Annotated in this window: 20 protein-coding genes; 11 read left to right on the top strand and 9 right to left on the bottom strand. The window is 65.1% G+C overall.

Going from position 1 to position 26,440, the window contains the following annotated elements:
• Positions 1 to 5: 5 nt before the first annotated feature.
• Positions 6 to 3,428: a DEAD/DEAH box helicase family protein gene (locus tag ACQR10_RS17295; RefSeq protein WP_434912024.1), complete on the bottom strand. Its 3,423-nt coding sequence runs from the start codon at positions 3,426 to 3,428 to the stop codon at positions 6 to 8.
• Positions 3,429 to 3,634: 206 nt separating this feature from the next.
• Between ACQR10_RS17295 and ACQR10_RS17290 the strand changes: the two genes are divergently transcribed.
• Positions 3,635 to 3,931 carry a type II toxin-antitoxin system RelE/ParE family toxin gene (locus ACQR10_RS17290; RefSeq protein ID WP_434912023.1) on the top strand — a complete coding sequence of 99 codons (297 nt, stop codon included), beginning with the start codon at positions 3,635 to 3,637 and terminating at the stop codon, positions 3,929 to 3,931.
• A 9-nt stretch (positions 3,932 to 3,940) separates the two neighbouring features.
• Positions 3,941 to 4,249, top strand: a complete 309-nt coding sequence (locus ACQR10_RS17285; RefSeq protein WP_434912022.1) for a HigA family addiction module antitoxin — start codon at positions 3,941 to 3,943, stop codon at positions 4,247 to 4,249.
• Positions 4,250 to 4,324: 75 nt separating this feature from the next.
• Here the strand turns inward: ACQR10_RS17285 and ACQR10_RS17280 are convergent, their stop codons facing one another.
• The 3 genes from ACQR10_RS17280 to ACQR10_RS17270 all read right to left on the bottom strand — a co-directional run bounded on the left by ACQR10_RS17280 (position 4,325) and on the right by ACQR10_RS17270 (position 8,812).
• Positions 4,325 to 5,464 carry a restriction endonuclease subunit S gene (locus tag ACQR10_RS17280; protein WP_434912021.1) on the bottom strand — a complete coding sequence of 380 codons (1,140 nt, stop codon included), beginning with the start codon at positions 5,462 to 5,464 and terminating at the stop codon, positions 4,325 to 4,327.
• A gap of 23 nt (positions 5,465 to 5,487) precedes the next feature.
• Positions 5,488 to 7,029 carry a type I restriction-modification system subunit M gene (locus ACQR10_RS17275; RefSeq protein WP_434912020.1) on the bottom strand — a complete coding sequence of 514 codons (1,542 nt, stop codon included), beginning with the start codon at positions 7,027 to 7,029 and terminating at the stop codon, positions 5,488 to 5,490.
• A gap of 694 nt (positions 7,030 to 7,723) precedes the next feature.
• A complete protein-coding gene (locus ACQR10_RS17270; RefSeq protein ID WP_434912019.1) occupies positions 7,724 to 8,812 on the bottom strand; it encodes a COX15/CtaA family protein in 1,089 nt (362 codons plus the stop codon).
• 102 nt (positions 8,813 to 8,914) lie between these two features.
• On the opposite strand from ACQR10_RS17270, the gene ACQR10_RS17265 reads away from it, so the two are divergent.
• The gene (locus ACQR10_RS17265) at positions 8,915 to 9,136 is read left to right on the top strand and encodes a DUF2842 domain-containing protein (protein ID WP_315799662.1); all 222 of its coding nucleotides are present in this window, start codon (positions 8,915 to 8,917) and stop codon (positions 9,134 to 9,136) included.
• On the opposite strand, the gene ACQR10_RS17260 is transcribed toward ACQR10_RS17265, so the two are convergent.
• Positions 9,137 to 10,198, bottom strand: coding sequence for a polysaccharide deacetylase family protein (locus tag ACQR10_RS17260; protein WP_434908646.1), 1,062 nt, complete (start codon positions 10,196 to 10,198; stop codon positions 9,137 to 9,139).
• 275 nt (positions 10,199 to 10,473) lie between these two features.
• Between ACQR10_RS17260 and ACQR10_RS17255 the strand changes: the two genes are divergently transcribed.
• Positions 10,474 to 11,712, top strand: a complete 1,239-nt coding sequence (locus tag ACQR10_RS17255) for a GNAT family N-acetyltransferase (protein WP_434912018.1) — start codon at positions 10,474 to 10,476, stop codon at positions 11,710 to 11,712.
• On the opposite strand, the gene ACQR10_RS17250 is transcribed toward ACQR10_RS17255, so the two are convergent.
• Positions 11,709 to 14,006 carry a GumC family protein gene (locus tag ACQR10_RS17250; protein ID WP_316217834.1) on the bottom strand — a complete coding sequence of 766 codons (2,298 nt, stop codon included), beginning with the start codon at positions 14,004 to 14,006 and terminating at the stop codon, positions 11,709 to 11,711. The two genes, ACQR10_RS17255 and ACQR10_RS17250, sit on opposite strands and share 4 nt — an antisense overlap.
• Before the next feature lie 364 nt (positions 14,007 to 14,370).
• On the opposite strand from ACQR10_RS17250, the gene ACQR10_RS17245 reads away from it, so the two are divergent.
• The 3 genes from ACQR10_RS17245 (at position 14,371) to ACQR10_RS17235 (ending at position 18,549) form a co-directional block, all read left to right on the top strand.
• A complete protein-coding gene (locus tag ACQR10_RS17245; RefSeq protein ID WP_316217832.1) occupies positions 14,371 to 15,504 on the top strand; it encodes a glycosyltransferase family 4 protein in 1,134 nt (377 codons plus the stop codon).
• Positions 15,505 to 15,657: 153 nt separating this feature from the next.
• Positions 15,658 to 17,187, top strand: a complete 1,530-nt coding sequence (locus tag ACQR10_RS17240) for an undecaprenyl-phosphate glucose phosphotransferase (RefSeq protein ID WP_316217831.1) — start codon at positions 15,658 to 15,660, stop codon at positions 17,185 to 17,187.
• 87 nt (positions 17,188 to 17,274) lie between these two features.
• Complete coding sequence (locus ACQR10_RS17235; RefSeq protein WP_316217830.1) at positions 17,275 to 18,549, top strand: O-antigen ligase family protein; 1,275 nt, start codon at positions 17,275 to 17,277, stop codon at positions 18,547 to 18,549.
• Here ACQR10_RS17235 and ACQR10_RS17230 read toward each other — a convergent pair.
• Both ACQR10_RS17230 and ACQR10_RS17225 read right to left on the bottom strand, forming a co-directional pair.
• Positions 18,546 to 19,724 (bottom strand): saccharopine dehydrogenase family protein, encoded by a 1,179-nt coding sequence (locus ACQR10_RS17230; RefSeq protein WP_316217829.1) that lies wholly within the window; start codon positions 19,722 to 19,724, stop codon positions 18,546 to 18,548. The genes ACQR10_RS17235 and ACQR10_RS17230 overlap by 4 nt on opposite strands.
• A 125-nt stretch (positions 19,725 to 19,849) precedes the next feature.
• Entirely contained in the window at positions 19,850 to 20,635 is a 786-nt protein-coding gene (locus ACQR10_RS17225; protein WP_316181501.1) for a DUF169 domain-containing protein, read from the bottom strand.
• A gap of 186 nt (positions 20,636 to 20,821) precedes the next feature.
• Between ACQR10_RS17225 and ACQR10_RS17220 the strand changes: the two genes are divergently transcribed.
• Positions 20,822 to 22,669: a tetratricopeptide repeat protein gene (locus ACQR10_RS17220; RefSeq protein WP_316217828.1), complete on the top strand. Its 1,848-nt coding sequence runs from the start codon at positions 20,822 to 20,824 to the stop codon at positions 22,667 to 22,669.
• Here the strand turns inward: ACQR10_RS17220 and ACQR10_RS17215 are convergent.
• A complete protein-coding gene (locus tag ACQR10_RS17215) occupies positions 22,666 to 23,454 on the bottom strand; it encodes a YdcF family protein (protein WP_315800411.1) in 789 nt (262 codons plus the stop codon). The two genes, ACQR10_RS17220 and ACQR10_RS17215, sit on opposite strands and share 4 nt — an antisense overlap.
• A 130-nt stretch (positions 23,455 to 23,584) precedes the next feature.
• Between ACQR10_RS17215 and ACQR10_RS17210 the strand changes: the two genes are divergently transcribed.
• The 3 genes from ACQR10_RS17210 to ACQR10_RS17200 all read left to right on the top strand — a co-directional run bounded on the left by ACQR10_RS17210 (position 23,585) and on the right by ACQR10_RS17200 (position 26,294).
• On the top strand, positions 23,585 to 24,526 hold the full coding sequence (locus ACQR10_RS17210; RefSeq protein WP_316181504.1) for an acetamidase/formamidase family protein: 942 nt from the start codon (positions 23,585 to 23,587) through the stop codon (positions 24,524 to 24,526).
• A gap of 1,007 nt (positions 24,527 to 25,533) precedes the next feature.
• On the top strand, positions 25,534 to 25,731 hold the full coding sequence (locus tag ACQR10_RS17205; RefSeq protein WP_006614936.1) for a hypothetical protein: 198 nt from the start codon (positions 25,534 to 25,536) through the stop codon (positions 25,729 to 25,731).
• Between the two features lie 86 nt (positions 25,732 to 25,817).
• Entirely contained in the window at positions 25,818 to 26,294 is a 477-nt protein-coding gene (locus ACQR10_RS17200) for a GcrA family cell cycle regulator (protein ID WP_315799652.1), read from the top strand.
• The last annotated feature ends 146 nt before the right edge of the window (positions 26,295 to 26,440 follow it).

Genomic DNA, 26,440 nt, shown 5'->3' with positions numbered 1-26,440 from the left:
GAGCACTACGCCACCGCACTCTCGTTGATCGCCTTGATGGTCTCGAACAGCTTGACCACCCTGTTCTCGTCGAACAGGTGCTCCGGCCCTGTCGGCGCGATGCCGGTGAACGGCGGCTCGTAGAGCAGCGCCGGGTCCATCACGCCCTGATCGGTCAGGTGCTCGATCACCATGTCGATGAACTCGATCTGGGCCGCTGACGCCGTGCCGCCGGCGATGAACTCGCCGAAGGCCGCGCTGACCGCGGCGCGGTCGAGCCCGACCAGCGAGCGCACGAAGCGGCCGAAGCCGTGGCTGACCTCTCTCGCCCGGGCGATGTCGCCGGCTTCGCCGATGCCGGCTTCGAGCAGCATCCGCTCCAGCTCGGTGAGGTCGTAGGCCGTCAACGGCTTGCCCTGGCGCAGCTTGGCAAGCGCCAGATTGTCCTGATGCGCGCGCAGGAAGTGTCGCGCCTTGGCTTTGAAGCGGGCGAAGTCAGCCTCGCCCACCTGCGGCAATTGCAGCTCGACCCCCTCGCCGATCTCGTCGGCGAAGTTCGAATAGACGACGGTCTTGCGTCCCTTCTCGATGTGCTGGATCAGGTCGCGCAGCCGCAGGCGCACCAGCTCCAGCAAGGGCACGGTGACGCCTTCCCACCATTGATCGGTCTGGATCTCCTCGATCAGCTCGGCATGCCGGGCGATCGCCGGAATGCCGGTCTGGTCCTCCAGGGCTGACGCGATCTCCAGGAGCTGCTTGCGGAGATTGTCGAAGCGCTTGGAGCCCTTGAGCAGCGCCAGCTCGAGCTGGAACATCAGGAGGTCGAAGCGCTTGGCGTCCTCGGTGCCGAGCATGTGGCTCGACGGCAGCGGCGCGATCTCCTCGACCAGCTCCTCGCGCTTGTGCTCGTCGATCGCGTCCCACTCCTTGGGCTCGCGATACTTCTCGACCGCGCGGCGATGCTTCCGGACGATGAAATTGTCGGTGTTGAGCCCGCCGACGATCGCCTGCAAGGTCGCGGCAGCGGACGCTCGAATCTCCGGCTCGCTCGGTGGCTCGCCTTCGTCACCCTCATAAGGCGCCTGTCCGCCGGCCGAGAAGCCGCCTGCGGCTGCCGCCTTCGAGAACTTCTCGTCCAGCGCCCGCACCAGGTCGAGCCGGCCGGCGAACAGCCGCTCGGACAGCGACTTCGCCGCGGAGGCTTCCTTCAACTCCGGATTGGCGCCGAAGAACTCGATGTTCTGGCAATAGTCGAAGACGCAAAACTCCTCCTTGTCCTGCCCAGGACCGAACAGGTCCGGACACAGCCGCGTGCCGCGCCCGATCATCTGCCAGAACTTGGTCTTCGAGCGCACCGGCTTGAAGAACACGAGATTGACCACCTCCGGCACGTCGATGCCGGTGTCGAGCATGTCGACGGAAATGGCGATATGCGGCACCTTGGTCTTGATCGAGAAGTCGTCGATCAAGGTCTGCGCATAGGCGCCGGTCTTATGGGTGATGACGCGGGCGAAATGCCCGGCCAGCGCCGGATAGGCCACGTTGAAGCGGGTCTCGATATATTTGGCGTGGTCCTCGTTCTTGGCGAAGATGATGGTCTTGCCGAGCCGGTCGCCGCCTTCGACCTTGATGCCGTTCTGCATCAGATGCGCGATGACGAGATCGACCGTCTCCTCGTTGAACAGCCGCTTGTTGACCTCCGCCGCTTCGACCGTATCGGGGACGTCGTCTTCGCCCCATTCCAGCATGTCCCACTGGTCTTTTTCCTCCGCCGAGAGGTCGTCATAGCGCAGGCCGGAGCGGACGATTTTCAGCGGCACCGAGATCGTCTTCGGCGGCACCAGATGCCCCTCGGCCACCGCCTCCTCCAGCGAATAGGCATCGGTCGGCACGCCGTCTTCGAGATCGAACAGCGAATAGGTGTTGCGGTCGATCTCGTCCTTCGGCGTCGCCGTCAGCCCGACCAGAAAGGAATCGAAATACTCGAAGATGGCGCGGTAGCGCTGGTAGACCGAGCGGTGCGCCTCGTCGATCACGATCAGGTCGAAATGGCCGGGGCCGAATCTGAGCTTGCCCTCCTGGCGTCCGTCGATCAGCCCCATCATGGTCGGATAGGTGCAGATGAACACGCGGCCGTCGGCGGTGCGCTCGGTCACCAGATTGACCGGCGCGGCGTCCGGCAGATGCGTCTTGAACGCACCGGCCGCCTGGTTCACCAGCGCGACGCGGTCGGCCAGGAACAGCACCCGCTTGACCCAGCCGGCGCGCATCAGCAGGTCGACCAGCGCGATCACGGTGCGGGTCTTGCCGGAGCCGGTTGCCATCACCAGCAGCGCCTTGCGCTCGCGGTCCTCCTCGAAATGCTTGGCGATGGAACGGATCGCCCGGTGCTGATAGGGCCGCTCCACGATCTTGCGGTTGATCGCCTCCCCGGCGAGCGACTTACGCCCGGTCCGGCGCTGGATCAGGAGCTCCAGCTCGTCGCGCTTGTAGAAGCCGCCGATCTGCCGCGGCGGGTAGCGCGTGTCGTCCCAGATCCAGTGCTCGTAGCCGTTGGAATAGAAGATCATCGGGCGCTGGCCATAGCGCGCCTCCAGGCAGTCGGCATAGAGCTTGGCCTGCTGCTGGCCGGATCGCGCATCCTTGCGCGTGCGCTTGGCCTCGACCAGGCCGAGCGGCTTGCCGTCCGCGCCCCACAGCACGTAGTCAACGAAGCCGACGCCCTCATTGTTCGGCATGCCCTCGACGCGAAACTCACGATCATCAGGCTGGTCGAGCGGCCAGCCGGCCTCGCGCAGCAGCAGATCGATGAAGCGGTCGCGGGTTTCGGCCTCGTCATAATTGTGCTGGTCCGGCTTCGCCTCGGCCGCCTTGCGGGCGGCGGCGACCTCGGCCCGCAGCTTCTTCAGTTCAGTATCGAGGTTGTCCTTGTCGAGCAGCAGCTTCGTCAGCTCGCCGTCCTTGGCATCGAGCTCGGCCTGCTGGGTCTTGAGCTGGACGAAGGCTTTCTTCAAGACCTCGTCGCGGCGCGACAGCACGGCCGGGTCGAAGCTCAGCCCGTCCGCCGGCTTGGCCTTGGCGTAGGTGCGGGCGAACCAGAAGCAGACGTGGAACAGCTCCTTCACCGCGCCGGTGGCATCGCCGGCGCTGATCCGGCGCTCCTCATGGACGGCACGGTTGCGCAGCGTGTTGATGTATTTGGCCTTGGCAAACACCGCCTCGCCCGCGGCGCGGCGGAAGCTCGGCTCGTGCAGCAGCGCCGCGATGTTGTCCTGATAGGGCAGCTTCAGTGCGGGATCCGACTTGAACGCCCATTTCACCGCGACCTCGACCGTCTTTCCGGCAAAGAACGCCGCAGCCGTCGGCGAAACCGCCGCCTGGCGCTCGGCCTCGACCGCCGCCTCATGCACGGCCGGAAATTCAGCGGCGAGAAAGGCGAAGTTGGACATTCAGTTCCTCTGGCGTTCCCCTCGCGTGACCGCCATCCTGCCGGATCATCCGCGTCTGCCCAGACCGGTCCGGCCACACCGGATCACCTTCAACCATCGGATGCATTGCCCCGCTCCGTCAAGCCGCTCCGCAGCGCCACACGGGAAACCCACGCGGATTGCCGGCTGTGTCATAGAGTGGTACACTGCCTCAAACAGGGCGGCCCATGATCGTGAGCTTCCGAGACGACTGGCTGCACCGGTTCTTCGTCGACGACGTCAGATCGAAGAAGATCCCGGCGGACCTGGAGGACCGGCTGTTCCGCAAGCTGCAGTTGATCGACGACGCCACCATGGACGCGGATTTGCGGTCACCGCCCAGCAACCATTTCGAGAAGCTGCGCGGCCATCTGGACGGCTTCCATTGCATCCGCGTCAACAAGCGCTGGCGATTGGTTTTCCGCTGGCACGGCGGCCGCGGCGAGGCGACCGATCTCTATCTCGACGACCATAGCTACGAGTGAGGCACATCCATGCTGATGACCAAACGCAAGCCGGCGACGGTGGCCGAAATCCTGGTCGAGGAGTTCATGCAGCCGCTCGGGCTGACGCAGACCGCGCTGGCCTCAGCCATGGGCGTGCAGCGCAAGCACGTCAACGAGCTCTGCAACGGCAAGCGCAACGTCACCGCCGCCACCGCCCTCATCCTCGCCCGCGTCTTCGGCAACAGCCCGGAGTTCTGGCTCAACGTGCAGCGGCGCAGCGATTTGTGGGAAGCGATGCATTCCCCTCGCGAGCGCAAGCGGATCGAGCGGGCCAAGCCGCTGAACTCTGCGGCGTGAGGTGAAATCGAACGTCGTAGGGTGGGCAAAGCGCAGCGTGCCTGACGTGAACAGCCACATGCCGGACACAAGGCATCACAGCCGGCCCCGGAAGGCCCTTTGTTGCAATGACTGAAAGAGAGAATCGTCGGACGCAAGCGTAGCAAAGAGTCTCTCATTCAATCTTTCCACGAGACCTATCCTCTCTTCAAACTGCTCCTGAATCCGAATCGGCGGCAGTGGAATGACAATCTTTTTGAGGCTCTCCAACGTCACCGTTTTCTGAGCAACGCCTCTAGCTTCGCGATCTGCCTGTCGTTTGACCTCAGGCATCTCTAGTGCATGTGCTAAGTACTGAGGCTTTACCATCTCACGCAACGGCTTTAGTTGGGCGACGTGCCTCTGAAAGAGGAATTTTTGTCCAGCAGGCACTATTGCAGTATGACCGTATGAGCCTACAGCGGTGTACAAAATGTCTCCGGGCTCGATCGGACAGTGCTTGGTGAGCTTTGCATACTCTTCCTCGGAAATGAATTTGTTCGTCTCAAACGAGATCTGTTGGTTTCTGATATTGGAAACGAAAAGAAACGGAACGCCGTGCTCGGACCAACAAGGAGACTGATGAGTTCCGTCGGTAATCTTCTGACATACCTCACTGAGAGCGACGTTATGAAAGCCTCCGCTGAGATGAAACATATTCCTAAAAATAGATTGACGAAGAGAATCCAAGCACTCAATCGCCCGCCTCCGCTTTCGCCGCAGCGCATCGGCCTTGTCCAGGATCGCCGCGATCCGCCGCTGCTGATCGAGTGGCGGAATGGGGATTTCGAGCTCACTCAAGCTTGTGGCGTTGACTCCACCTTGGGCAGCTCCTTGCGTCTTTTTCAGTATCTGACTCCAATAACCAGCCGATTGGAAATAGTGAGCCAAATAGCTGGGATAGATTGATTGAGCCGGCTTCACACGGATCAAGTATGAAGCGAACACAGCGCCTTGCGGCGGCTCTTTGATCAAGAAGCTCTTTCCGGTGGTCGCACCCGTTCGTGCAAATACAATATCGCCATCGTCGAGACGGGCAGATCGAAGTTTTCTGTCTTGCGCTTCACAGAATGGGACTTGCTCCCAGTCAACTGATCCATCCTGAATGTCAGTGATCCGCAGAAACTTGGTTCCGGTATCCCTAGACAAAGCCGAGGCCGTCACGCCATAGTCAATCGCAGCTGCCAGCTCAGCCAATCTCTTAGTCGGAAACGCGAAGCTCACAGCATCGCCTCAAGTTCTGCCAGCCCATCCGCGATCTCCTGCTCCAGAGTCTTCAGTTCGGCGATGATCTCCTTCGGTGGCCGATGCTCGGCCGCCTCGTGCACGACCTCCTTGTAGCGATTGATCGATAGGTCGTAGCCGGCCGCTGCGATCTCCGCCTTCGGCACGCAAAAGCTTTGCGCGGTACGCGGCCGATCCAGCTCGGCGCCATTGCGCTCCGTCCAGCGCGCGACAATGTCCGGCAGATTGTTCTTGTCATGTTCGCCTGCATCCAGCTTAGCGCGTGGCCCGAGCTTCTCGGCCGGCAGCAGCGGGTTCCGTTTGTCGTCGAGCGAGATGCCGTCCGCCTGGCAGTCGTAGAACCAGACGTGATCCGTGCCGCCGGAATTGGTCTTGGTGAACAGCAGGATCGCGGTGGAGACGCCGGCATAGGGCCGGAACACCCCGGACGGCAGCTTGACGATGCCATCGAGCTTGTGGTCCTCGACCAGCATCTTGCGGATGGCCTTGTGCGCGGTGGAGGAGCCGAACAGCACGCCATCCGGCACGATCACGGCGGCGCGGCCGCCGGGCTTCAACAGCCGCAGGAACAGCGCCAGGAACAGTAGCTCGGTCTTCTTGGTCTTGACGATCGCGAGCAGGTCCTTGGCCGTGGTCTCGTAGTCCAAATTACCTGCGAAAGGCGGGTTTGCCAGCACGAGACTATAGCGGTCAGTGTCACCAACATGATCCTGTGACAGAGAATCTTTTCGACGGATGTCAGGATCGTCGACGCCGTGCAAGGTCATGTTCATCGAGCCGATGCGCAGCATCGTGGCGTCGAAATCGAAGCCGTGGAACATCTCCTCGTTGAAGTGGTCGCGGCTCTCCTTGTCGTGGAACAGTTTCGGGTCGTTATCGCGCAGATACTCGCCAGCGACGACCAGGAAGCCGCAGGTGCCGCAGGCGGGATCGCAGATCACGTCCTTGCGGGTCGGCGCCATCATCTCGACCATCAGCGAGATGATGTGGCGCGGGGTGCGGAACTGGCCGTTCTGGCCGGCGCTGGCGATCTTGCCCAGCATGTATTCGTAGAGGTCGCCCTTGGTGTCGCGATCCTCCATCGGGATGTCGGCGAGCAGGTCGACAACCTTGGCCAGCAGCGCCGGCGTCGGAATCGTGAAGCGCGCGCCCTTCATGTGGGTGGCGTGCGCGGTGTCCGCGTCGGCCATCTTGCGCAGGAACGGGAAGACGTGCTCCGAGACGATGTCGAACATCGTCGCCGGGTCCTTGTTCTTCAGCCGCGACCAGCGCATCTCCTCGTAAGGAACGCCGCCGCCCTTGCCGATGTCGTCCTTGCCTTCGGGGAAGATGCGCCGCTCCATCGGCTTGTTCATGCGGGTGGCGCGGTTCTCCTCGCGCGTATGCGCCTCGTCCAGGCCGCGGATGAACAGCAGATAGGTGATCTGCTCGATCACCTCGATCGGATTGGCGATGCCCCCCGACCAGAACGCATTCCAGACATTGTCGATCTTGGACCGGAGTTCCCCCGTCAGCATTGTCCACCCCATTCCTTGTACATCTCGCTGAACCGGCATAGCAAATTCGGCGGTGCGTGAAACGGATTCGGTACGATCATCCCCTGACAAGTCTGGCGCATGTCGTTTAGCCGGAGCGGTGCGACGACGCTCTTGCATATTTCGGCAAATCAGCATATTATGCCTTTGTTCCTATCCAGCCGAGGGGCGCTTCCGGATCGTCCAGTTGCGTGGGGTGGGAATGCGGTGGACGTGGCGGGCCGTGCGTGGGCGAATGCTTGCGCGGACGAGCGGCTGGTCACGGACGACGAAATCGCGTGGTCCTGGCGCCCCGACGCTGGCGCCAAGTCTCGTGTCGGTGCTTTCAGCATCGCGCGGGGTGACGGGGGCAAGACAGCCGGTCCCCGGGGAGATCGCGTATAAGCGTTAAAACCATCGCGCGGGGAAGGCCGGGTGTTCCAGGCCGTACCTGTGGTGACCGCCGCGTGCTTTTTTCTTTGCACGCGGGCCATGGGTGCCGGCCAGGCATCCGGCCTTCCCCGCGCCCTCGCGTGTTTCGAGGGCGAAACGACCGGCATGGCTCGGCGCTATCGGCGCGCGAGGATGAGAGTTCATGTCTCGACGTCATTGCGAGCGAAGCGAAGCAATCCAGAGTCGCGGGCGTGACTCTGGATTGCTTCGTCGCTTCGCTCCTCGCAATGACGGCGGTGAGGCCCTACCCTGCTTGCCCCGCAACGACAGCCGCCTGCGGCACTGCGACAGCCGCCACACGCCGCGGCGACAGGCGTTCGGCCTGCAGCACGGCGAAGGTCAGCACGATGATGGCCGTGCCCTGATGCAACAGCGCAAGCGAGATCGGAACCACCATCAGCAGCGTTGCGATGCCCAGCACCGCCTGCACCAGAATCGCCGCGAGCAGCCGGTGCGCGCCGCGCACGACGGCGCGGCCGGCGCCCGCGCGCATCACGTCGAAGGCGTGCCATGCGGCGAGCGCGAGCAGCGTGTAGGCGGTCATGCGGTGCATGAACTGCACCGTCAGGTCGTTCTCGAACAAATTGATCCACCACGGCGAATGGATCCACAGATGGGCCGCCTTCGGAATCAGGCCGCCGTCGATCTCCGGCCAGGTGTTGTAGACGAGGCCGGCGCGCAGGCCGGCGACCAGCGCGCCGAGATAGAGCTGCACGAAGGTGACGCCGACCAGCACCCACGCCGTCAGCCGCAGCCGCGCCGTCACCTCGGCCGCCTCGCGCGGTTTGAGCCGCCGCAGGGTCCAGACGATCGCAGCATAGATCAACAGCGCCAGCGACAGATGCGTGGCGAGGCGGACCGGTGCCACCTCGGTGCGCTCGGTGAGGCCGGAGGCCACCATCCACCAGCCGACCGCCCCCTGCAGCGCGCCGAGACTGAAGATCAGCCACAGCCTGCGGCCGAGCGGGCCGGAGACGGCGCCACGCCACAGGAACCACAGGAACGGCAGCAAATAGACCATGCCGATGACGCGGCCGAGCAGCCGGTGGCTCCATTCCCACCAGAAGATGGTCTTGAACTCGTGCAGGGTCATGCCGGCGTTCATCTGCCGGTACTGCGGAATGGTCTTGTAGGCCGCGAAGGCGTCGCTCCAGGCCTGCTCCGTCAGCGGCGGCAGGGTGCCGGTGACCGGCTTCCATTCGACGATCGACAGCCCGGATTCGGTCAGCCGTGTCGCGCCGCCGACCAGCACCATCAGCGCGATCAGGCCGGCCACGACGAGGAGCCAGATGCGGATCGCGGCGAGATCTGTCGTGCGGGGAACCGTGGTCATGGATGTTGAACGCTCGATTGAACCGGGGCTGACAGGCCCTTATAATCCCGACCAAATCGCGCGCAAGCCGCGCCGCCCCCAGCCGAGGCTGACAATCCCGTCATGACGATCCGCACCCGCAAACTGATCGGCGCCGTCGCGCTGCTCCTGCTCGCCTTCGCCTGGTCGATGATGGGCATGGTGATGGCGCAATTTCCCCTGATCGCCAATTCCGGCTGGCTGCAGGCGGTGTATTACGTCGTCGTCGGCATGGGCTGGGTGCTGCCGGCGATGCCGATCGTCAGTTGGATGCTGCGCCCCGATCGGGAGCAGCAGCAGGGCTGATCAGCCGAGATCGAGCTTCGACGGCTGCGCGACTTTCTCCCGCGGCAGGGTCACCCCGGCCATCAGCACCTTCAGGGCGCGCAGCGAGCGCGAGCGGCCGTCCCAGGCGATGCGCGGCAGCATGTGCAGATGGGTGCGGCCCTCGCTCTGCACCACGCCTGACATCGCCGAGGCCGCGCTGACGAAACCCGCCTGCTCCGCGAGCACGACATCGCTGCGGCGGAACGAATAGCGGTCGCCGAACGGATACGCCATGTGCCGGACCGGGCGGCGCAGCGCCGTCTCCAGCACCGCCCTGCCCATCGCAATCTCGCGCTGGGCGTCGGCATCCCTGAGATTGGCGAGCACGGGATAATGCACGGTGGCACTGCCGATCGTGACGTTGGGGTCGGCGGCGAGCCGGGCGATGTCGGCCCAGTCCATCGCGGACTCGCGGCTCAGCGCGGTGAGATCGACCGAGTGGCGCGAGCAGAGGTCGCGGATCGCGATCGACAACTCGGCTGGCGGCAGCTTGCGCAGCCACGCCGAAAGATACGCGAACAGCTCGTATTTTTCCGCCGGCGTAAACACGTTGAAGCGCTGCTCACGATGATCGATCACGAGGCTGATGCGGGCCTCGCGCGCGATCACGGCCTCCAGCGCCAGCCACCAGGCTTCGCCGAGCCCGTCAGGAAAGGCCGAGGGCACGTAGACGGTGAACGGCACGCCGTGGTGGGCGAGCACCGGATAGGCGTGCTTGATCAGGTCCTTCGCGGCGCCGTCGAAGCTCAGGCAGGCGAAGCGACGGCTGTCGGGCAGCCGGACCGACCGGTCGCAGGCCTCGTCGAGCGAGACGATCTCGTAGCCCCAGCGCTTCAGCGCCCGGATCACCTTGTCGAGGAAGACGGGCGTGATCTCCGCGCATGTCAGCGGCTGGAACGCGCCCTTGCGCCGCGGCCGCACCCGCTCGAACCGCAGCACGGCACCGGCGCCGGCCGCGGCTCGCGAGGCGAGCAGCGTGCGACCGCTGAAATAGGCCAGCTCGAGCCGGGCGCTGCGCAGCCACCTGTTGTCCGACGACAATTCCCGCGCCCCTTCCGAAAATCCCACTTGAAACCAGACCGTCTGCGCCCACCTGATGCGGACAGACCATGGCGCGATCGCGTCATGATCACCGCCATCCGATGACAGCGATCATCCGCCGTCAAGATCGCGTGGCCGCTGCCGATTTGAACAGGTCTTTATTTGCGTCATTCCCGATTTGGGACGAAGTCATTGCCATTACCTTTTGTTGAGACTTCTTTGCGAGGGTCTCCCGACGTCAAGCAACAAAATTCCACGACAACGCGAGCTGCGCGATGACCATGGCCGCCGTGATCGAGAGCCGGACGGCGCAGGCGCCCGCGCGGCGGCTGCCGTCGGGGCTCGCGCGGGTCGACATCGTGTCCGATCTGGCGGCCGCCGAGCCGGTCTGGCGCGAGCTCGAAGATCCCGCCCATGTCTCGACGCCGTACCAGCGCTTCGATCTGCTCGGCGCATGGCAGCGCGACGTCGGCGCACGCGAGCATGCTACGCCGTTCATCGTCATCGGGCGTGATGCCGAGCAACGTCCGCTGCTGCTGTTGCCTTTGACGTTGCGGCACGCTTGCGGCATGCGCATCGCCAGCTTCATGGGCGGCAAGCATACGACCTTCAACATGCCACTGATGGATGGCGAATTCGCCGCGCGCGCCGGCGCCGGCGATCTCGACGTCCTGCTCGCAAGGCTGCGCGACCGCGGCGGTGTCGACGTGCTCGCCTTGACGCAGCAGCCGCAGCGCTGGGGCGATGTCGCCAATCCGCTGGCGCAATGGCCGCACCAGCCGTCGGTGAACGACTGCCCGGTGCTGCTGATGCCGCCGGGCGCCGCGCCGACGGCGCTGCTGTCGAATTCATTCCGCAAGCGGCTCAAGAGCAAGGAAAAGAAGCTGCAGGCGCTGCCCGGCTATCGCTACATGGTCGCGGGCAGCGACGCCGAGATTGCCGAGCTGCTCGACTGGTTCTTCCGCACCAAGCCGATCCGCATGGCCGAGCAGAAGCTTCCGAACGTGTTCGCGGAAGCAGGTGTCGAGGCCTTCGTGCGCAGCGCCTGCATGGCCAAGCTCGGCTGCGGACATCGCGCCATCGATATCCATGCGCTGCGCTGCGATGCCGAGATCATCGCGCTGTTTGCCGGCGTCGCCGACGGGGCGCGCTTCTCGATGATGTTCAACACCTATACGCTATCGGAGAATGCGCGCTGGAGCCCCGGGCTGATCCTGATGCGCTCGATCATCGATCACTACGCGCAACAGGATTTTCGCGCCCTCGATCTCGGCATCGGATCGGACGACTACAAGCGGATGTTCTGCAAGGACGACGAGCCGATCTTCGACAGCTTCATGCCGTTGACCGCGCGGGGCCGCGTTGCCGCAACGACGATGGCTGCGGTCAGCCGGGCCAAGCATGCCGTCAAGCACAGCCCTGCCCTGCTCCGTCTGGCGCAGCGCCTGCGCGGCGCGCTGCAATCGCGTGGCGGCGTCGCCAAGGCCAACGAGAACGAGAAGGCCGAAGACTAGGCGGCGACGCCGCGCGGCCCCGGCTGGTTGCGGTTCGCGCCTCCGGCCGGTGCCTTCAGCATCGTGACGGCACCGAAGCCGACCTCGCGCAGCTGCTCGCTCATCTGGCTGCGCGCCTCGGCGGCCATGATGGGATCGGGCACGACGACGGCGCGCGCGCCCGCGGTCAACAGCTCGGCCGGCAGGTCGGAGGCATTGCCGGCGTCGAGCAGGACGTGGTCGTAGACCCGCAGCAGCGCGTCGATGGCGAGCGCGAGCCGCGGCGATTGCAGTTGGCTGCGGTCCGCGCCCGGGCGGCCGGCGTTGACGATGTGCAGCCGCGAGGTCTGGTCCTTGGTGATGATGGACGCGAACGACGCCTCGCCCAGCATCAGCTCGATCAGGCCGGGCGCGGCCGGATCGACCGAGACGCCTGCAAGCAATTGCGGGCTGCCGGCGAGGTCGACCAGCACCACGCGCGCCTGCTCCGCCATGGTGCGGGCGATCGCGAGCGCGGTGGACGTGACGGCATCGCCGCCGGCCGTGCCGAGCACGGTGACCTTGCGGGCGCCCTCGCCCGCGGCGAGCAGATCGGATGCGAGCTGCTCGAGCTCGTTCATCGGCGCTGGCTTGATCGGCTCGGCCGACGGCGCCTCGGCCGCCTGCATGGCCGTGACGGGCGGCGGTACGAAAGCCGGATGCGTGGCCTCAACCGGCGCCGGCGTCGAAGGTGGTGCAACGGCCGGCGATGCGGAAACCGTCCGCGGGGCGATCATCGGCTCGACCCGCGCCGCGAGCACCATGACGTCGGCCATGCTGCCCATGGCCGGGGCGGTGGGGCCCGCCGCGCGCGGCGCCGTGAGGCGCAGCAGCTCTCCGGTGATGACCACGCCTGAGGTCAGCATCAGGGTCGCCAGCGTCGCGATCAGCACGATCGGCAGCTTCTTCGGATAGGCCGGCGTATTCGACACCACCGCCCGCGAGATGATCCGTCCATCCGCCGGCGGCGTATCGAGCGTTTCGCGGGTGTTCGCCTCGCGGTATTTGGCGAGATACGATTCCAGCAGGTCGCGCTGCGATTTGGCATCGCGCTCCAGCGCCCTCAGCTGGACATCGAGGCCATTGGTGGAGGTGGCCTGCTTCTTGGCCTGCTCGAGGCTCTGGCTCAGCATCTGCACCCGCCCGTCGGCGATGCGCGCGTCGCTGTCGAGCGAGCGGGAGATCTTGCCGGCCTCGTCGCGGATCTGGCGATCGAGATCAGCCAGCTGCGCCTTCAATTCCTTGATGCGCGGATGATTGTCGAGCAGTGTCGACGACTGCTCGGCGAGTTGCGCGCGCAGGCTCACGCGCTGCTCCGACAAGCGGCGCATCAGCTCCGAATTGAGCACCTCGGATGCCTCGATCGGCTGGCCGCTCTGCAGCATCTCGCGGATCAGCCGCGCCTTGGTCTCGGCGTCCGATTTCAAGGCGCGGGCATTATTGAGCTGGGTGTTGACCTCGCCCATCTGCTGGTTGGACAGCGAGGTGTTGTTGGTCCCCATGAACGAATTCGACTTGGCGCGGAACTCCTCGACCCGCGATTCCGCTTCCTCGACCTTCTTGCGCAGCCCCTGGATCTCCCCGGCCAGCCACTGGCTGGCCGACTTCGCCTGCGCCTGGCGGGCGTTCTGCTGAACCACGAGATAGCCGTCCGCGATCGAATTCGCGACCTGTGCCGCGAGCGCCGGATCCTGCGACTGGAACTCGACGACGAGGACGCGCGATTTATCGACGGCGTAGACCGTCAGGCGCTCGTAATAGGCATCCATCACGCGCTCGTCCGGCGTCATGGCAAGCGGATCCTTCACGAGCCCGACCATCGCCAAGACCGACTTCAGCGGCGACACGCCGCGCAGGACTGGATCGAACTCGGGCAGCTCACCAAGCTTGTTCTTCCTGATGATGTCGCGCGCCAGATCGCGCGACAGCACCAGTTGCACCTGGCTGGTGACCGCCTCGGGATCGAGTGCCGTTCGCTCCTCGGTACGCTCGCCGTTCGGCCGCACGAACACGTTTTCGCGGCCGTCGATCAGGATCCGCGCTTCGGACTTGTACCGCGGCGTGATCATGTTGACTGCGGTGATCGACAGAACGAGAGCGAGCAGCGTCGGCAAAAGAATGAAGCCGCGCTTTCGTGCCAAGGCGCGGCCGACCAGCCGGAGATCGAGATCGCCGGCCGGGCCCGGCTCGGCCGACGATGGCGAGCCTGTCACGGGTCGGACGGAAGCTCCGTCAACCTGTGTCGTCTTGCCGGCACGCCAGAACGCCAACCGCATCATCCACTCCCGCGAGACCTACGCCACGCCGCTACCATACGTGGTACAATTACACTCCATTAAGGTTGCTGACGGGTTAACCGGAGCGCCTGCAACCTCGCCCTATAGAACAATCGTCATCCTTCGCCATATGCTGCTCGCTACAAGTAGGCTTGCGCCAGATCGTCACAATGTTGGAGCGAGCTCGCCCGGCAGCGACGACAAGTGAGACTTTGTTAACCATCAAGCCTCTATCGAGGTTGGAGCTATCAATATTCAGCGACGAGAGGCGCCCGTGCTTCCTCTATCCGCCAGTCGTCAGATCAGCACCCGCGGCGGAGCCTGGCGAAACCACGCGCAACCCGAGGGCGCGGGCGAGTTCGACATGGCACCGTCGCAGACCAAACCTCTCAAAATCCTTCACGCCGTCAGAGCTCCCGTCGGCGGCATCTTTCGACACATCCTTGACCTTGCCAACGGTCAAGTGGATCACGGGCATGACGTCGGCATCATTGCGGACAGCCTGACCGGCGGCGAACGCGCCGATGCCGCGCTGGCCCAGATCGCGCCTCGCCTGACACTCGGCGTGCACCGCATTCCCATTCACCGGGAGCCTTGGCCGAGCGACATTTTGGCACTCAGCCGGTTCCATCGCCTCTCCCGCGCGCTCGCCCCCGACGTGTTGCATGGCCACGGCGCGAAGGCCGGCGCGTTCGTCCGCCTGCTGCCGCATCGGCCAGGAACGATCCGTATCTACACGCCTCACGGCGGCTCGCTGCACTACCCGCTCGACACGTTCAAAGGCGCGCTGTACGGGCGGCTTGAACGTGCGCTGATGAACCGGACGGACCTCTTCCTGTTCGAGAGCGCCTTCGCCCGCGATACCTATGAGCGCATGATCGGCCATCCCAGGGGATTGGTGAATTGCGTCTTCAACGGCGTCACTGCAGGCGAATTCGACCCGGTCACGCCGGCCCAGGACCAGACCGACCTGGCCTATGTCGGCGAATTCCGGCACATCAAGGGCACGGATCTGCTGATCGACGCCGTCGCGCTGTTGCGCTCCCGTGGCCGGCCGCTGACGCTGACGTTGGGCGGCGACGGCGAAGAGATGTCGAAGCTCAAGGCTCAGGTCGAACGCCTCGGTCTTACGGCCGCGGTGCGCTTCATCGGCCATGTGAAGGCGCGCGACGGATTTTCCAAGGGAAGCCTGCTCGTCGTTCCCTCGCGTGGCGATTCCATGCCTTATGTCGTGATCGAAGCGGGTGCCGCCGGGGTTCCGATGATCGCGGCCAGAGTCGGCGGCATTCCGGAAATCTTCGGACCGCATAACGACGCGCTGTTCATGCCGGGCAATCCGACCGCGCTGGCCGACGCAATTGCAGCCGCACTGGACGATCCGGCCACCGCGCAGCTCCGCGCCAAGGCGCTGCGCGAGCGCGTCTTCCAGCATTTCTCGCAGAAGGCGATGGTCGAGGGCGTGCTCGACAGCTACCGCGAGGCGTTTACCAAGACCTGACGTCATTTACCATCGCTAACCGTTTCTTCCGATTTGGCCCGTAATCCCGCCGGTAGGGAATTTCCCCCGGCGCTATCAGCGCTTACATGACCACAAATACTAACAAACATAATCCGGGCTTGTACGACTGTGGAACCGATCAACGCTCGCTCGATGTTGGATGCTGCTGCGGCCACGGCCGCATCGACGGCCGCGGCAGGCAAGCCGGCCGTTGAACGGCGTCGCCGCCTGTCGCCGGCGGCCCTGGCAGTTGCCAATCAGAAGGTTCACCGCGCCTATTCTCCAATCGTCCTCGCCGGGATCGTCCGCATCACCGATTTCGTGCTGTTGAGCGTCGTCGGCAGCGCCGTCTATTTCGGCTACGTGGTTCCGCTCAGCGGCTTCCATTGGGAGTATCTCGTTGCCATCGTCGGCCTCGCCGTGAGCGCGGTGGTGTGCTTCCAGGCCGCCGACATCTACCAGATCCAGGTCTTCCGCGCCCAAGTGCGGCAGATGACCCGGATGATCTCGTCCTACTGCTTCGTGTTCCTGCTGTTCATCGGACTGTCCTTCTTCGCCAAGATCGGCAGCGAGGTCTCCCGTCTCTGGCTCGCCGCGTTCTTCTTCGTCGGACTCGGCGCGTTGATCGCGAGCCGCGTCGTGCTGCGCAACCTGATCCGCAGCTGGGCCCGACAAGGCCGCCTCGATCGACGGACCATCATCGTCGGCTCCGACCAGAGCGGCGAAGATCTGGTGCGTGCGCTGAAGGCGCAGGACGACTCCGAGATCGAGATCCTCGGCGTGTTCGACGACCGCAACGACTCCCGTTCGCTCGAGACCTGTGCCGGCGCGCCGAAGCTCGGCAAGGTCGATGATATCGTGGAGTTCGCGCGCCGAACCCGCGTCGACCTCGTGCTGTTCGCGCTGCCGATCTCGGCGGAGACCCGCATCCTCGACATGCTGAAGAAGCTGTGGGTGCTGCCGGTCGACATCCGCCTCTCGGCCCATACCAACAAATTGCGTTTTCGCCCGCGCTCCTATTCCTATCTCGGTGCGGTCCCGACGCTCGACGTGTTCGAGGCGCCGATCACCGACTGGGATCTGGTGATGAAGATGCTGTTTGACCGATTGGTCGGCGGCCTCATCCTGCTGCTCGCACTGCCGGTGATGGCGCTGGTCGCGCTCGCGATCAAGCTCGACAGCCCGGGACCGGTGCTGTTCCGGCAGAAGCGGTTCGGCTTCAACAACGAGCGCATCGACGTGTTCAAGTTCCGGTCGCTCTATCACCACCAGGCTGATCCCACGGCGTCCAAGGTCGTCACCAAGAACGATCCGCGCGTGACCCGCGTCGGCCGCTTCATCCGCAAGACCAGCCTCGATGAGCTGCCGCAGCTGTTCAACGTGGTGTTCAAGGGCAACCTGTCGCTGGTCGGCCCGCGGCCCCACGCGGTTCAGGGCAAGCTGCAGAACCGGATGTTCGACGAGGCCGTCGACGGCTATTTCGCGCGCCACCGCGTGAAGCCCGGCATCACCGGATGGGCGCAGATCAACGGCTGGCGCGGCGAGATCGACAACCAGGAGAAGATCCAGAAGCGAGTCGAGTTCGACCTCTACTACATCGAGAACTGGTCCGTGCTGTTCGACGTCTACATCCTGCTCAAGACGCCGCTGGCGTTGATGACCAAGAGCGAGAACGCCTATTGATTGCGGGGATCCGGAGCGGACCCACGTCCGCTTCGCGCGTGTGTCCGGCCGATCCCGCCCTGCGTTGCGTATGAGTGTGAGTTCGCGATGGCCATGACGGCGGCAGCCGGAGAGTTCGCGTCCAGACCGATGGCCCCGCCCGGCGTCGTCGCCCTGCAGCGTGCGCTGGTCTGGTTGGTCGGCGCCTCCGGCGCCATCGTGTTCATCGAACCGAGCCCCTACGAGCTCGTGACGCTCGCGTCCGCCGCGGTGTTCATTGCGACCGGCATGAGGCTGCGCCTCGTCTTCGTGCCGCTCCTGCTGCTGCTGGTCCTGGTCAATCTCGGCTACACGATCAGCGCCATACCGCTGCTCGACGATTCCAAGATCTCGACCTGGATCGCCACCTCCTGGTACATGGCGTTCACGGCCATCTTCATCGCCATGCTCATTTCGGACGACACCGAAGCGCGGCTCGACATGCTCCGGCGCGGCCTCGTCATGGGCGGCGCGATCGCAGCCCTTGCAGGTGTCGCCGGCTACTTCCATCTGGTGCCCGGCGGATACGATCTCCTCACCTTGTATGGCCGCGCGCGTGGTACGTTCAAGGACCCGAACGTTCTCGGCGCATTCCTGATCCTGCCGGCGCTGCTGGCGCTGCAGAATGTCGTCACCGCCCGCTTCGCAGCGACGCTGCGCGCCAGCTTCGCCCTCGGCGTGATGGCGCTCGCCATCCTGCTCGCCTTCTCGCGCGCGGCCTGGGGCGGCCTCGTTCTCACGGCGGCCTTCATGCTGGCGCTGATGGTACTGACCAGCACCTCGCCCCGCGAGCGCTCCCGCATCATCGTCATGACGCTCGCGGCTGCCGTGGCCGGCCTCGTCCTGATCGGCGTACTGCTCTCGATCGATTCCATCGCCGACATGTTCAAGCAGCGGGCGAGCTTCGACCAGAGCTACGACGAAGGCCGGTTCGGCCGGTTCGGCCGCCACATCCTCGGCGCCGACATGGCGCTCGACCTGCCGTTCGGGATCGGGCCGCTGCAATTCCACAACTACTTCCCCGAGGACACCCACAACTCCTATCTGAACGCCTTCATGTCGGGCGGCTGGCTGTCCGGCATCTGCTATCCCGCTCTGGTCTTCACCACCGTCGTCCTCGGCTTCCGCTATCTGCTCGTGCGCGTGCCCTGGCAGCGCACCTACATCGCAATCTTCGCAGCCTTCCTCGGCACCGTCGGCGAAAGCTTCATCATCGATACCGATCACTGGCGGCACTTCTTCCTGATGCTCGGCACGATGTGGGGCATGATCGCCGCCACCCGCGCCCACCAGGTCGAGGCGGGCCGATCCGCAGGGATCGGTCCGCACATCGCAGCCTCCTAGTCCTCCACCGCGAACGTCAGGCCGGCATTGTCGACCAGCCGCTTGATCAGGCTGTCCTGGAGCGCCGCGCCCGGGGTCCAGAAGCCACCCTTCACACCGGCGCCGTCGCGCAGCAGGCCGACGGCGCATTCGCTGATCATCTTCGAGGTCGAGCCGTAGCCGGGGTCGCGGTTGCCCTTCACGGAGGCGCGGACCTGGCGGCCGTCGGGGGCGATCGCGACGAAGAGAAGATTGTAGTAGCCGTTCTCGCGCTCTTCCTTCGACGGCCCCTCGCCCGGCTTCGGCGCGTTCGGTCCGGTCTTCTCGGCATTGGCGGCCATCACCTTCTTGGCGTTGGCCTCGCCCTTCTCGCCCGGACCGGTCAGCACCATCTCGTCATAGACGAAGTCCTGGCCGTACGGGAAACCCATCAGCATGTTGGAGCGGTGGACGTTGCGGGTGTTGATCAGCGCCATCATGAACGGCGCCGTCCAGGACTGCAGATCCTCCTCATAGACGGGCTTGTTGCCTGACGGCTGCTTCGGCCCCTTGAAGCCGGGCGTCAGGGCGAACGCGTCCTTGAGGATCGCTACCAGGCTCAGATCCTTGGCGACCGCATCGAATGTCGCCTTGGCGCTGGCCGCCGTCCCGCCCGACAAGGTCCCGCTCATGCCACGGACGCGGCCCTTCACGCGCGCGACCGGCGCGCCGAGCACGCGTCTCGCCTGCTGCTGCACGAAGTAGACGCCGAGCTCGAACGGTACGGAATCGAAGCCGCAGGAGAACACGATGCGCGCGCCGCTCTTCTCGGCGGTCGCCTGATGCTTGTCGATCATCTGCCGCATCCACACCGGCTCGCCACAGAGATCGACGTAGTCGGTGCCGGTTTCGGCGCAGGCGGCGACGAGCTCGTTGCCGTAGAGCTGATACGGACCGACGGTGGTCAGCACGAGCTTCGTCTGCGCCACCATCGCCTGCAGCGACGCCGGATCGGAGGCGTCGGCGGCAATGAGAGGCGTGTCGGTGGGCGCGCCGATCTCGTCCCGCACGGAAGCGAGCTTGTCCAGGCTCCGGCCGGCCATCGCCCAGTGCAGCGAGGCGTCGCCGCGATATTGCGTGGCGAGATATTCAGCCACGAGCTTGCCCGTGAAGCCGGTGGCGCCGTAGACGACGAGATCGAATTTCGGTGAGGTCATTGGTATTCCCTGGAGATCAGCTGCAAATCAGTTGCTCCGTCATTGCGAGCGAAGCGAAGCAATCCAGGGCTGCGGACAGGACTCTGGATTGCTTCGCTTCGCTCGCAATGACGGCGGATGTGGTTCTACTTCTTTCCATAAGACACGCTCATGCCGGCGCGGACGTCGTTCTGAATGCCGTAAGGGGCGATCGGGTAGCGCAGGCCATTCCTGGCGAGCTGCTTCATGCCGGCGATCGCCTTGGCGAGATCGGACGGCTTCAGCGCCATCAGCATCTCCTCGTCCGGCACGCCGCCATAGCGGCGCTCGGCGAAGCAGGGCAGCGACAGGCTCGGCTCGCCGGTCTTCAGCGCGCGGCCCCAGGAATCGGCGCAGGCGGTCTCGCCGACGACGCCCCATTCGAACTTCTTGTAGCCGACATATTGCAGGCCGTTGATCAGGATGATCATCTGTCCCGGCGTCGCATAGACGAGGCAGATGTCCGGCGGATCCAGCCGGCCGCTCGCCAGCGGGCTCACGGCCATCGCCTGGTAGCGGCCGAACGGCACCACGTCGAGCGCCTCCTGCCGCTTGCGCGCATCCTCCGCCGTGCCGTGCCAGACTCCGACATAGTTCGCGCCGTCGAGCCAGGCCTCGTCCTGCGGGCCGAGCCCGATCACCGCGCGGCACTGCGCGCCGACCAGATCATCTCCGGTGATGCCGACGGTCCAGCCGAGCCGCGACGCCATGCTGACGATCTGGTCGGTGGTGTGCACCGCGTTGGGACGGCGGATCTTCTCGATCGCTTCCATGTCCTCGACGCGGGCGAACATCTTGATGCCGATCACGGTCGTCTTCAGCCGCAGCAGGCTGTTGAGATCGGCGACCATGGCCGCCAGGTCCAGCCTGTCTGCCGCGTTCGGCTGTTGCATGTGGCGTTCCCTCCCTGCCGCACCGGGCGTCCGCGCCGCGTGTGGTTCGGCTTCGGGCGGCTTGTTAGACCGTCGCACCTGATGATGCCAGTATTTCCGCCGTCCGGGCTCACCCGCCATACCGTGATCCTTCTCGATATCGCGGGAATCACTTATGAATTTTCGATCCTCGGACAGGACCAGACGATGACCCGCAGCGACCGGAAGGAAGGCGCCGAGAGCGCAACGGCCGGCCCCGGCGGAACGCGCGCGCTGTCGCCCGCCGCGCTCTACGAGGCGGGACTGCATCACCTCGGCGGAGGACGTCTGCTCGATGCCCAGATGTGCTGCGAGCAGGCGCTGGCCACCGACCCGACCCATGCCGACAGCCTTGCGCTGATGGGCATTATTGCGCTGCAAACCGGTCAGCACGACCATGCCGTGGCGTGGTTCTCGCGCGCGATCCGGCAGACGCCGAAGATCGACTATCTCACCAGCCTGGGCTTCACCCTGAAGCAGATGGGCCGGCTCGACGACGCCCTCGCGGTGTTCGACAAGGCGATCCAGCTCAAGCCCGACGACGCCGAGCTGTGGAAGCACATGGGCGGCGTACTGCTGGCGCTCGACCGCGGCGCCGAGGCGTTGTTGAGCTATCAGCACGCGCTGACGATCGATCCTTCGCATCATGAGGCCGCGTTCCAGAGCGGCCTGCTGCTGCATCAGCAGCAGCGCTATGAGGAAGCCGCCCAGGCCTTCACGATCTGCCTGACTCAGCGGCCGGGCGACCTGCAGTCGCTGCAGATGCGCGCCCGATGCTTCCGCGAGCTCAAACGCTACGACGCGTATCTCGCCGATTGCGAACGCGCGCATGCGCTGGCGCCAGCCGAGGCGATGGTCTGCAACAATCTCGGCGATGCATTCGTCTGTCTCGGCCGCAGCGCGGAGGCGCTGCCGTGGTTCGACCAGGCGCTGAGCCTGCGCCCGAACTTCGTCGAGGTCCTGCTGAACAAGGGCTTTGCGCTGCTTCAATTGCTGCGCTTCGAGGACGCCGCGGCCGTCTACCGGCAGATCCTCGTGCTCGAGCCGGGTCACGCCAAGGCGGCCTGGCAGCTTGCCCATGTCGAGCTGCAATGTGGCGACTACGCCGCTGGTTGGGCACGGCGCGAAGCGCGCTGGAACATGCCGGATTTCTCGCCCGAATATCCGCGCTTTGCGGAGCCGAAATGGCTGGGCAAAGAGGATATCGCCGGGAAGACCGTCCTGATCGAGGAGGACGAGGGTTTCGGCGACACCATCCAGTTCGCGCGCTACCTGCCGATGCTCGCCGCGCGCGGCGCCAGGGTGATCCTGGTGGTCCGCGAGGCGCTGCGGCCGCTGCTGGCCGGTGTCGAAGGCGTGTCGCAATGTCTTGCGTACGCGCCGGAGCTGCAGCGACCCGCCTTCGACATGCATTGCCCGGTGATGAGCCTGCCGCTCGCTTTCGGCACCACGCTCGCCACCATCCCGCCCGCTGGCTATCTGCCGCCGCTCCCGGCCGAGCGCATCGCGGCCTGGGAGCAGCGGCTGGGGTCGCATGACCGGCTGCGCGTCGGGCTGGTCTGGTCCGGCAACCCGCACCAGGGCAATGACCGCAACCGCTCGATGCCGCAGTCGACCTTGCTGCCGCTGCTCGATGTCGACGCTGATTTCATCAGCCTGCAAAAGGAGCTGCGGCCCGCGGACAGGACGATGCTGGCGCAGCAGAGCGGCATCCGCGACCTCACCGCCGAGCTGACCGACTTCGTCGAGACGGCCGCCCTGATCTCCTGCCTCGACGTCGTCGTCACCGTCTGCACCAGCGTCGCGCATCTCGCCGCGACGCTCGGACGGCCGACCTGGATCATGCTGCCCTACCTGGCCGACTGGCGCTGGCTCAGGGATCGCGACGACAGCCCGTGGTATCCTAGCGCGCGGCTGTTCCGGCAGGACTCGAGCTGCCGCTACGAGCCGGTCGTCGCGCGCGTGCGCGGCGAGCTGGCAGCGAAAGCGGCGGGCTTCAGTACAACAACCGCCTAGGCCGGCCCGGGAAACAGGTCGTCGATGCGGCCGCGCAGCCGGTAGGCCACCAGCCCGACCCATTCGCGCACGGCGATGTCGGCGCGGCGCAGGCCGAGCAGCGAGATGCCGTCGAAATCCAGCACACGGCCGACACGCCAGTCCACCGGATAGGGCTCGACCGGAAAGCCCGCTTTTCGGAACAGCCCGACCGAGCGCGGCATGTGATACGCGGAGGTCACCAGCAGCCAGCGTTCGCCCGGCTTCGGGGAGATCATCGCCTTGGAGAAGATCGCATTCTCGTAGGTGTTGCGCGACTGCCGCTCCAGCAGCAGCCGCTCCCTGGGCACGCCGAGGCTGAGCAGGATCTCGGCGCCGACATCGGCCTCCTTGGCCTCGGTCGCGATCAGATTGGCGCTGCCGCCGGTGAACAGGATGCGTGCGTTCGGGTAGCGCCGCGCCAGCGCTGCGGCCTGGATCACACGGTCCGCGCCCGCCACCGTCACCGGCATGCCGTACATCACCGAGAGATCGGAATCGACCGGACCGCCGAGCACGATGATGCCGTCCGGGGCGCCGTTCGCCGGGTCCCATTTCGGAAACCGGCTCTCCAGCGGATACAGCATCAGGCTGCCGAGCGGCGTCAGGCCGACGATCGCCAGCAGCAGCATCGCCGACACCACGAGCCTGCGGCCAAGCACGGCAAACCGTGTCAGCATCAGGATGGCGCCGACGAGGCCGAGCGCGATCATGAAATTGGTCGGCAGTGCCAGCAAGCCGAGCGTCTTCGACAGCACAAAGAACATTGCGAGCTCCGGCGCGGGGTGAAGTGCCACGGCCGCCCTCATACACGACAGCCGCCATGCGTTGCCATCTCTCTGCGAACGGCATGGGATGCGTTATGCTCAGGCCCGAACAGGGATGAATGAGAGGATCATGGCCCATCACCATCTGCACGCCAGCCCCGAGACCTGCCATTGGGGCTTCTTCGAATCCCGGCTGAAGCCGGTGCTCACGGTCGACAGCGGTGACGAGGTCACGATCGATTCGATCAGCGGCGGACCCGACGTGGTGCCGGATACCAGCAAGTTCCACGTGCCGCCGGAGCTGTTCGACGTCCACGCCCGCAGCGAGCGCATGGTGCCCGGCCACATCCTGACCGGGCCGATCGCGGTCAACGGCGCCGAAATCGGCGACGTGCTCGAGGTCGACATTCTCGACGTCCAGCTGCGCCAGGACTGGGGCTATAATTTCATCCGCCCGCTGGCCGGCACCCTGCCCGACGATTTCCATGAGAGCCGGCTGATGAACATCCCGCTCGACAAGGAACGGATGGTCGGCAAGCTGCCGTGGGGGCTCGAGCTGCCGCTGGCGCCGTTCTTCGGCGTGATGGGTGTGGCGCCGCCGCCGGCCTGGGGCCGCATCACCTCGCTGATCCCGCGCGCGATGGGCGGCAATCTCGACAACAAGGAGCTCGGCGCCGGCGCCAAGCTGTATCTGCCGGTGTTCGTGCCGGGCGCGCTGTTCTCCTGCGGCGACGGCCATGGCGTGCAGGGCGACGGCGAGGTCTGCGTCACGGCGATCGAGACCGCGCTGCAGGGCCGCTTCCGCCTCACCGTGCGCAAGGATCTCAAGTTCGACTATCCACGCGCCGAGACCGCCACGCACTACATGACGATGGCGATGGACCCCGATCTCGACCAATGCGCGGTGCGGGCGCTGCGCGACATGATCGTGCTGCTCGGCGAGAAGCGCAACCTGTCGCGCGAGGACGCCTACACGCTGTGCAGCCTCGCCGCCGACCTGCGGGTGACCCAGACCGTCAACGGCTCCAAGGGCATTCATTGCATGATCGCGAAGGCCGTCGTGCACGGGTGAGGTTTGTGTCGGGCACGCTGGCGCGGCTCGCCCCGCTGCCGTCGCCCGGCTCGACCGGGCGACCCAGTATCCAGAGGCAGGCGTCAGTCCTCGACAGGCCGCGGCGTACTGGATCCCCCGCGTTCGCGGGGATGACGACCGAATTTGAAGTGCAACCCTCGTTCACTCCAAGAGACACGATCTATCATCCTCGCGCGCCGCTCGCGCCGAGTCATGCCATCATCTCACCCTCTCAAAAGTCGGAGGGCGCAGGGAAGGCCAGGCGCCGGCTGGCGCCTGCGGCCCGCCTGCGAGAAAAATGCAGGCGGCAGGTACCACAGGTGCAGCCGAGAACGCCCGGCCTTCCCTGCGCGATGGTGTTCACGCTTATACGCAGTCTGCCTGGTGCGCCGGGCTTGTTGGCCACCATGATCCGCGCGGCGCGTCAGCGCCGTCGCGAACGTGACACCAGCGTCGGGGTGTCAGCACGCTGCGACTTCACGTCCGCGCCGAGCCGTTCGTCCGCGCATCCTTGAAGGACACGCTGCGGCTCCATCGCGGCCATCGCTCCCCGCCTCGCGTGTCGTGACGATCGCGCGCAACGCCCCTTCCGAGTGAGGCGGGATGGCGGCACTAAAGCACAGTTTCCGGAAAAGCGAAAGCGTTATTTCTGGAATGGCGAATTTTCTCGCACCGACCGGAAAAGCCGCGAGCGACCGTCCGCCTCTTCAGCCGACAATTCCACCAGGGCTCCCCGATCAGGTGCCCCGCGGCACGGCGGCGGTTGAAGAAACCATCGGACACCGCGGCCCACGCGAATCTTCCCGGCCCGTGCTTCCCGTACCATTCCGGGCACGGACTCGCCGAGCGGGCGGAGAGTCACCGCCGCGACCAGCCCGATTCGTCATATTTCCATAAAATTCAATATCTTAACCAGTTATCCCCAAGCCGCTGTACAACCAATCCGATTCCCAATAGAGTCTAAAAAGTTACTTTTCTGTACATCGGTTACGGACTAGCTTTTAGGCATGGCGACGGAAAAAGCCGAAACTGACCGCATCCCCGTAACCCTAGCCCTGGCAACCATCGGCTATCTCGAAAAGCTCGTGAAACAGGGAACCCACGGCACCAGCGTTCCGGGTGTCTGCAGAACGTTGATTGAAGAAGGCATCCGGCTCGCCATCAAGGATGGGCTGCTGTCGATTCGCGACAACGGACGGGCGTAAGCTAGGGACACGCAGCGCGGACAACAGTTTCGGTGCAGCCGTCGGCCAGGACGATCCAGGACGGATCAAACTTGGAAGCGACAACAATGCCCGCCGAACGACAGACACTCCCCACCTGGACCGAGGAACGGCTCCAGGCCCTGAAGCAGCACTTTGAGGCCGGGCTGACCTGCCGAGAGATCGCCGCCGAGCTCGGCGTCAGCCGCAACGCCGTGATCGGCAAGATCTCCCGCCTGGCGCTGACGCGCGACAATGGCGGCGACACCAGGCGCGTGGTTCGCGCCGAGACGACACGCGATGGCGCCCGCCGTCCCGTGCCGAAGCTGCGCCGCCGCATCCTGCGCGCGGTCCAGAACGATCCGCCGCCGATCGTTGTCGAGGAGCCGGTCGGCACGGTCGAGAACGGCTGCTCGCTGTTCGAACTCTCCAAGGAGCGCTGCCGCTGGCCGATCTCCACCCCCGGCGCCGACGATTTCTGCTTCTGCGGCTCCAAGCCGATCGAGGGCCTGCCCTATTGCCCGAGCCACACGCGGATGGCGTACCGGGTGGCGTCGTCGCGGTAAAACTCAGCCGCCGACTAATTAGTTGAAAATCGTGTCTCGCCGCGCGGACGGTGCACCCTCTCCCCTTGTGGGAGAGGGTGGATTCGATGCGTAGCATCGAAGCCGGGTGAGGGGTATTTCTCCATACGGGCGGCGATTCTGTGGAT

The organism is Bradyrhizobium sp. HKCCYLRH2060, from assembly GCF_051168135.1.
Taxonomy (GTDB): Bacteria; Pseudomonadota; Alphaproteobacteria; order Rhizobiales; family Xanthobacteraceae; genus Bradyrhizobium.
Note: the sequence above shows the minus strand (reverse complement) of the source record. Positions and strands in the feature narration are given on the sequence as shown.

Coding starts and splice junctions, on each gene's coding strand:
- ACQR10_RS17225 (WP_316181501.1), bottom strand. CDS start 20,635: ATGCAACAGCCGAACGCGGCAGACAGGCTGGACCTGGCGGCCATGGTC.
- ACQR10_RS17205 (WP_006614936.1), top strand. CDS start 25,534: ATGGCGACGGAAAAAGCCGAAACTGACCGCATCCCCGTAACCCTAGCC.
- ACQR10_RS17230 (WP_316217829.1), bottom strand. CDS start 19,724: ATGACCTCACCGAAATTCGATCTCGTCGTCTACGGCGCCACCGGCTTC.
- ACQR10_RS17275 (WP_434912020.1), bottom strand. CDS start 7,029: ATGCTGACGGGGGAACTCCGGTCCAAGATCGACAATGTCTGGAATGCG.
- ACQR10_RS17245 (WP_316217832.1), top strand. CDS start 14,371: ATGGCACCGTCGCAGACCAAACCTCTCAAAATCCTTCACGCCGTCAGA.
- ACQR10_RS17235 (WP_316217830.1), top strand. CDS start 17,275: ATGGCCATGACGGCGGCAGCCGGAGAGTTCGCGTCCAGACCGATGGCC.
- ACQR10_RS17290 (WP_434912023.1), top strand. CDS start 3,635: ATGATCGTGAGCTTCCGAGACGACTGGCTGCACCGGTTCTTCGTCGAC.
- ACQR10_RS17210 (WP_316181504.1), top strand. CDS start 23,585: ATGGCCCATCACCATCTGCACGCCAGCCCCGAGACCTGCCATTGGGGC.
- ACQR10_RS17285 (WP_434912022.1), top strand. CDS start 3,941: ATGCTGATGACCAAACGCAAGCCGGCGACGGTGGCCGAAATCCTGGTC.
- ACQR10_RS17240 (WP_316217831.1), top strand. CDS start 15,658: ATGTTGGATGCTGCTGCGGCCACGGCCGCATCGACGGCCGCGGCAGGC.
- ACQR10_RS17250 (WP_316217834.1), bottom strand. CDS start 14,006: ATGCGGTTGGCGTTCTGGCGTGCCGGCAAGACGACACAGGTTGACGGA.
- ACQR10_RS17255 (WP_434912018.1), top strand. CDS start 10,474: ATGACCATGGCCGCCGTGATCGAGAGCCGGACGGCGCAGGCGCCCGCG.
- ACQR10_RS17265 (WP_315799662.1), top strand. CDS start 8,915: ATGACGATCCGCACCCGCAAACTGATCGGCGCCGTCGCGCTGCTCCTG.
- ACQR10_RS17220 (WP_316217828.1), top strand. CDS start 20,822: ATGACCCGCAGCGACCGGAAGGAAGGCGCCGAGAGCGCAACGGCCGGC.
- ACQR10_RS17200 (WP_315799652.1), top strand. CDS start 25,818: ATGCCCGCCGAACGACAGACACTCCCCACCTGGACCGAGGAACGGCTC.
- ACQR10_RS17270 (WP_434912019.1), bottom strand. CDS start 8,812: ATGACCACGGTTCCCCGCACGACAGATCTCGCCGCGATCCGCATCTGG.
- ACQR10_RS17215 (WP_315800411.1), bottom strand. CDS start 23,454: ATGTTCTTTGTGCTGTCGAAGACGCTCGGCTTGCTGGCACTGCCGACC.
- ACQR10_RS17295 (WP_434912024.1), bottom strand. CDS start 3,428: ATGTCCAACTTCGCCTTTCTCGCCGCTGAATTTCCGGCCGTGCATGAG.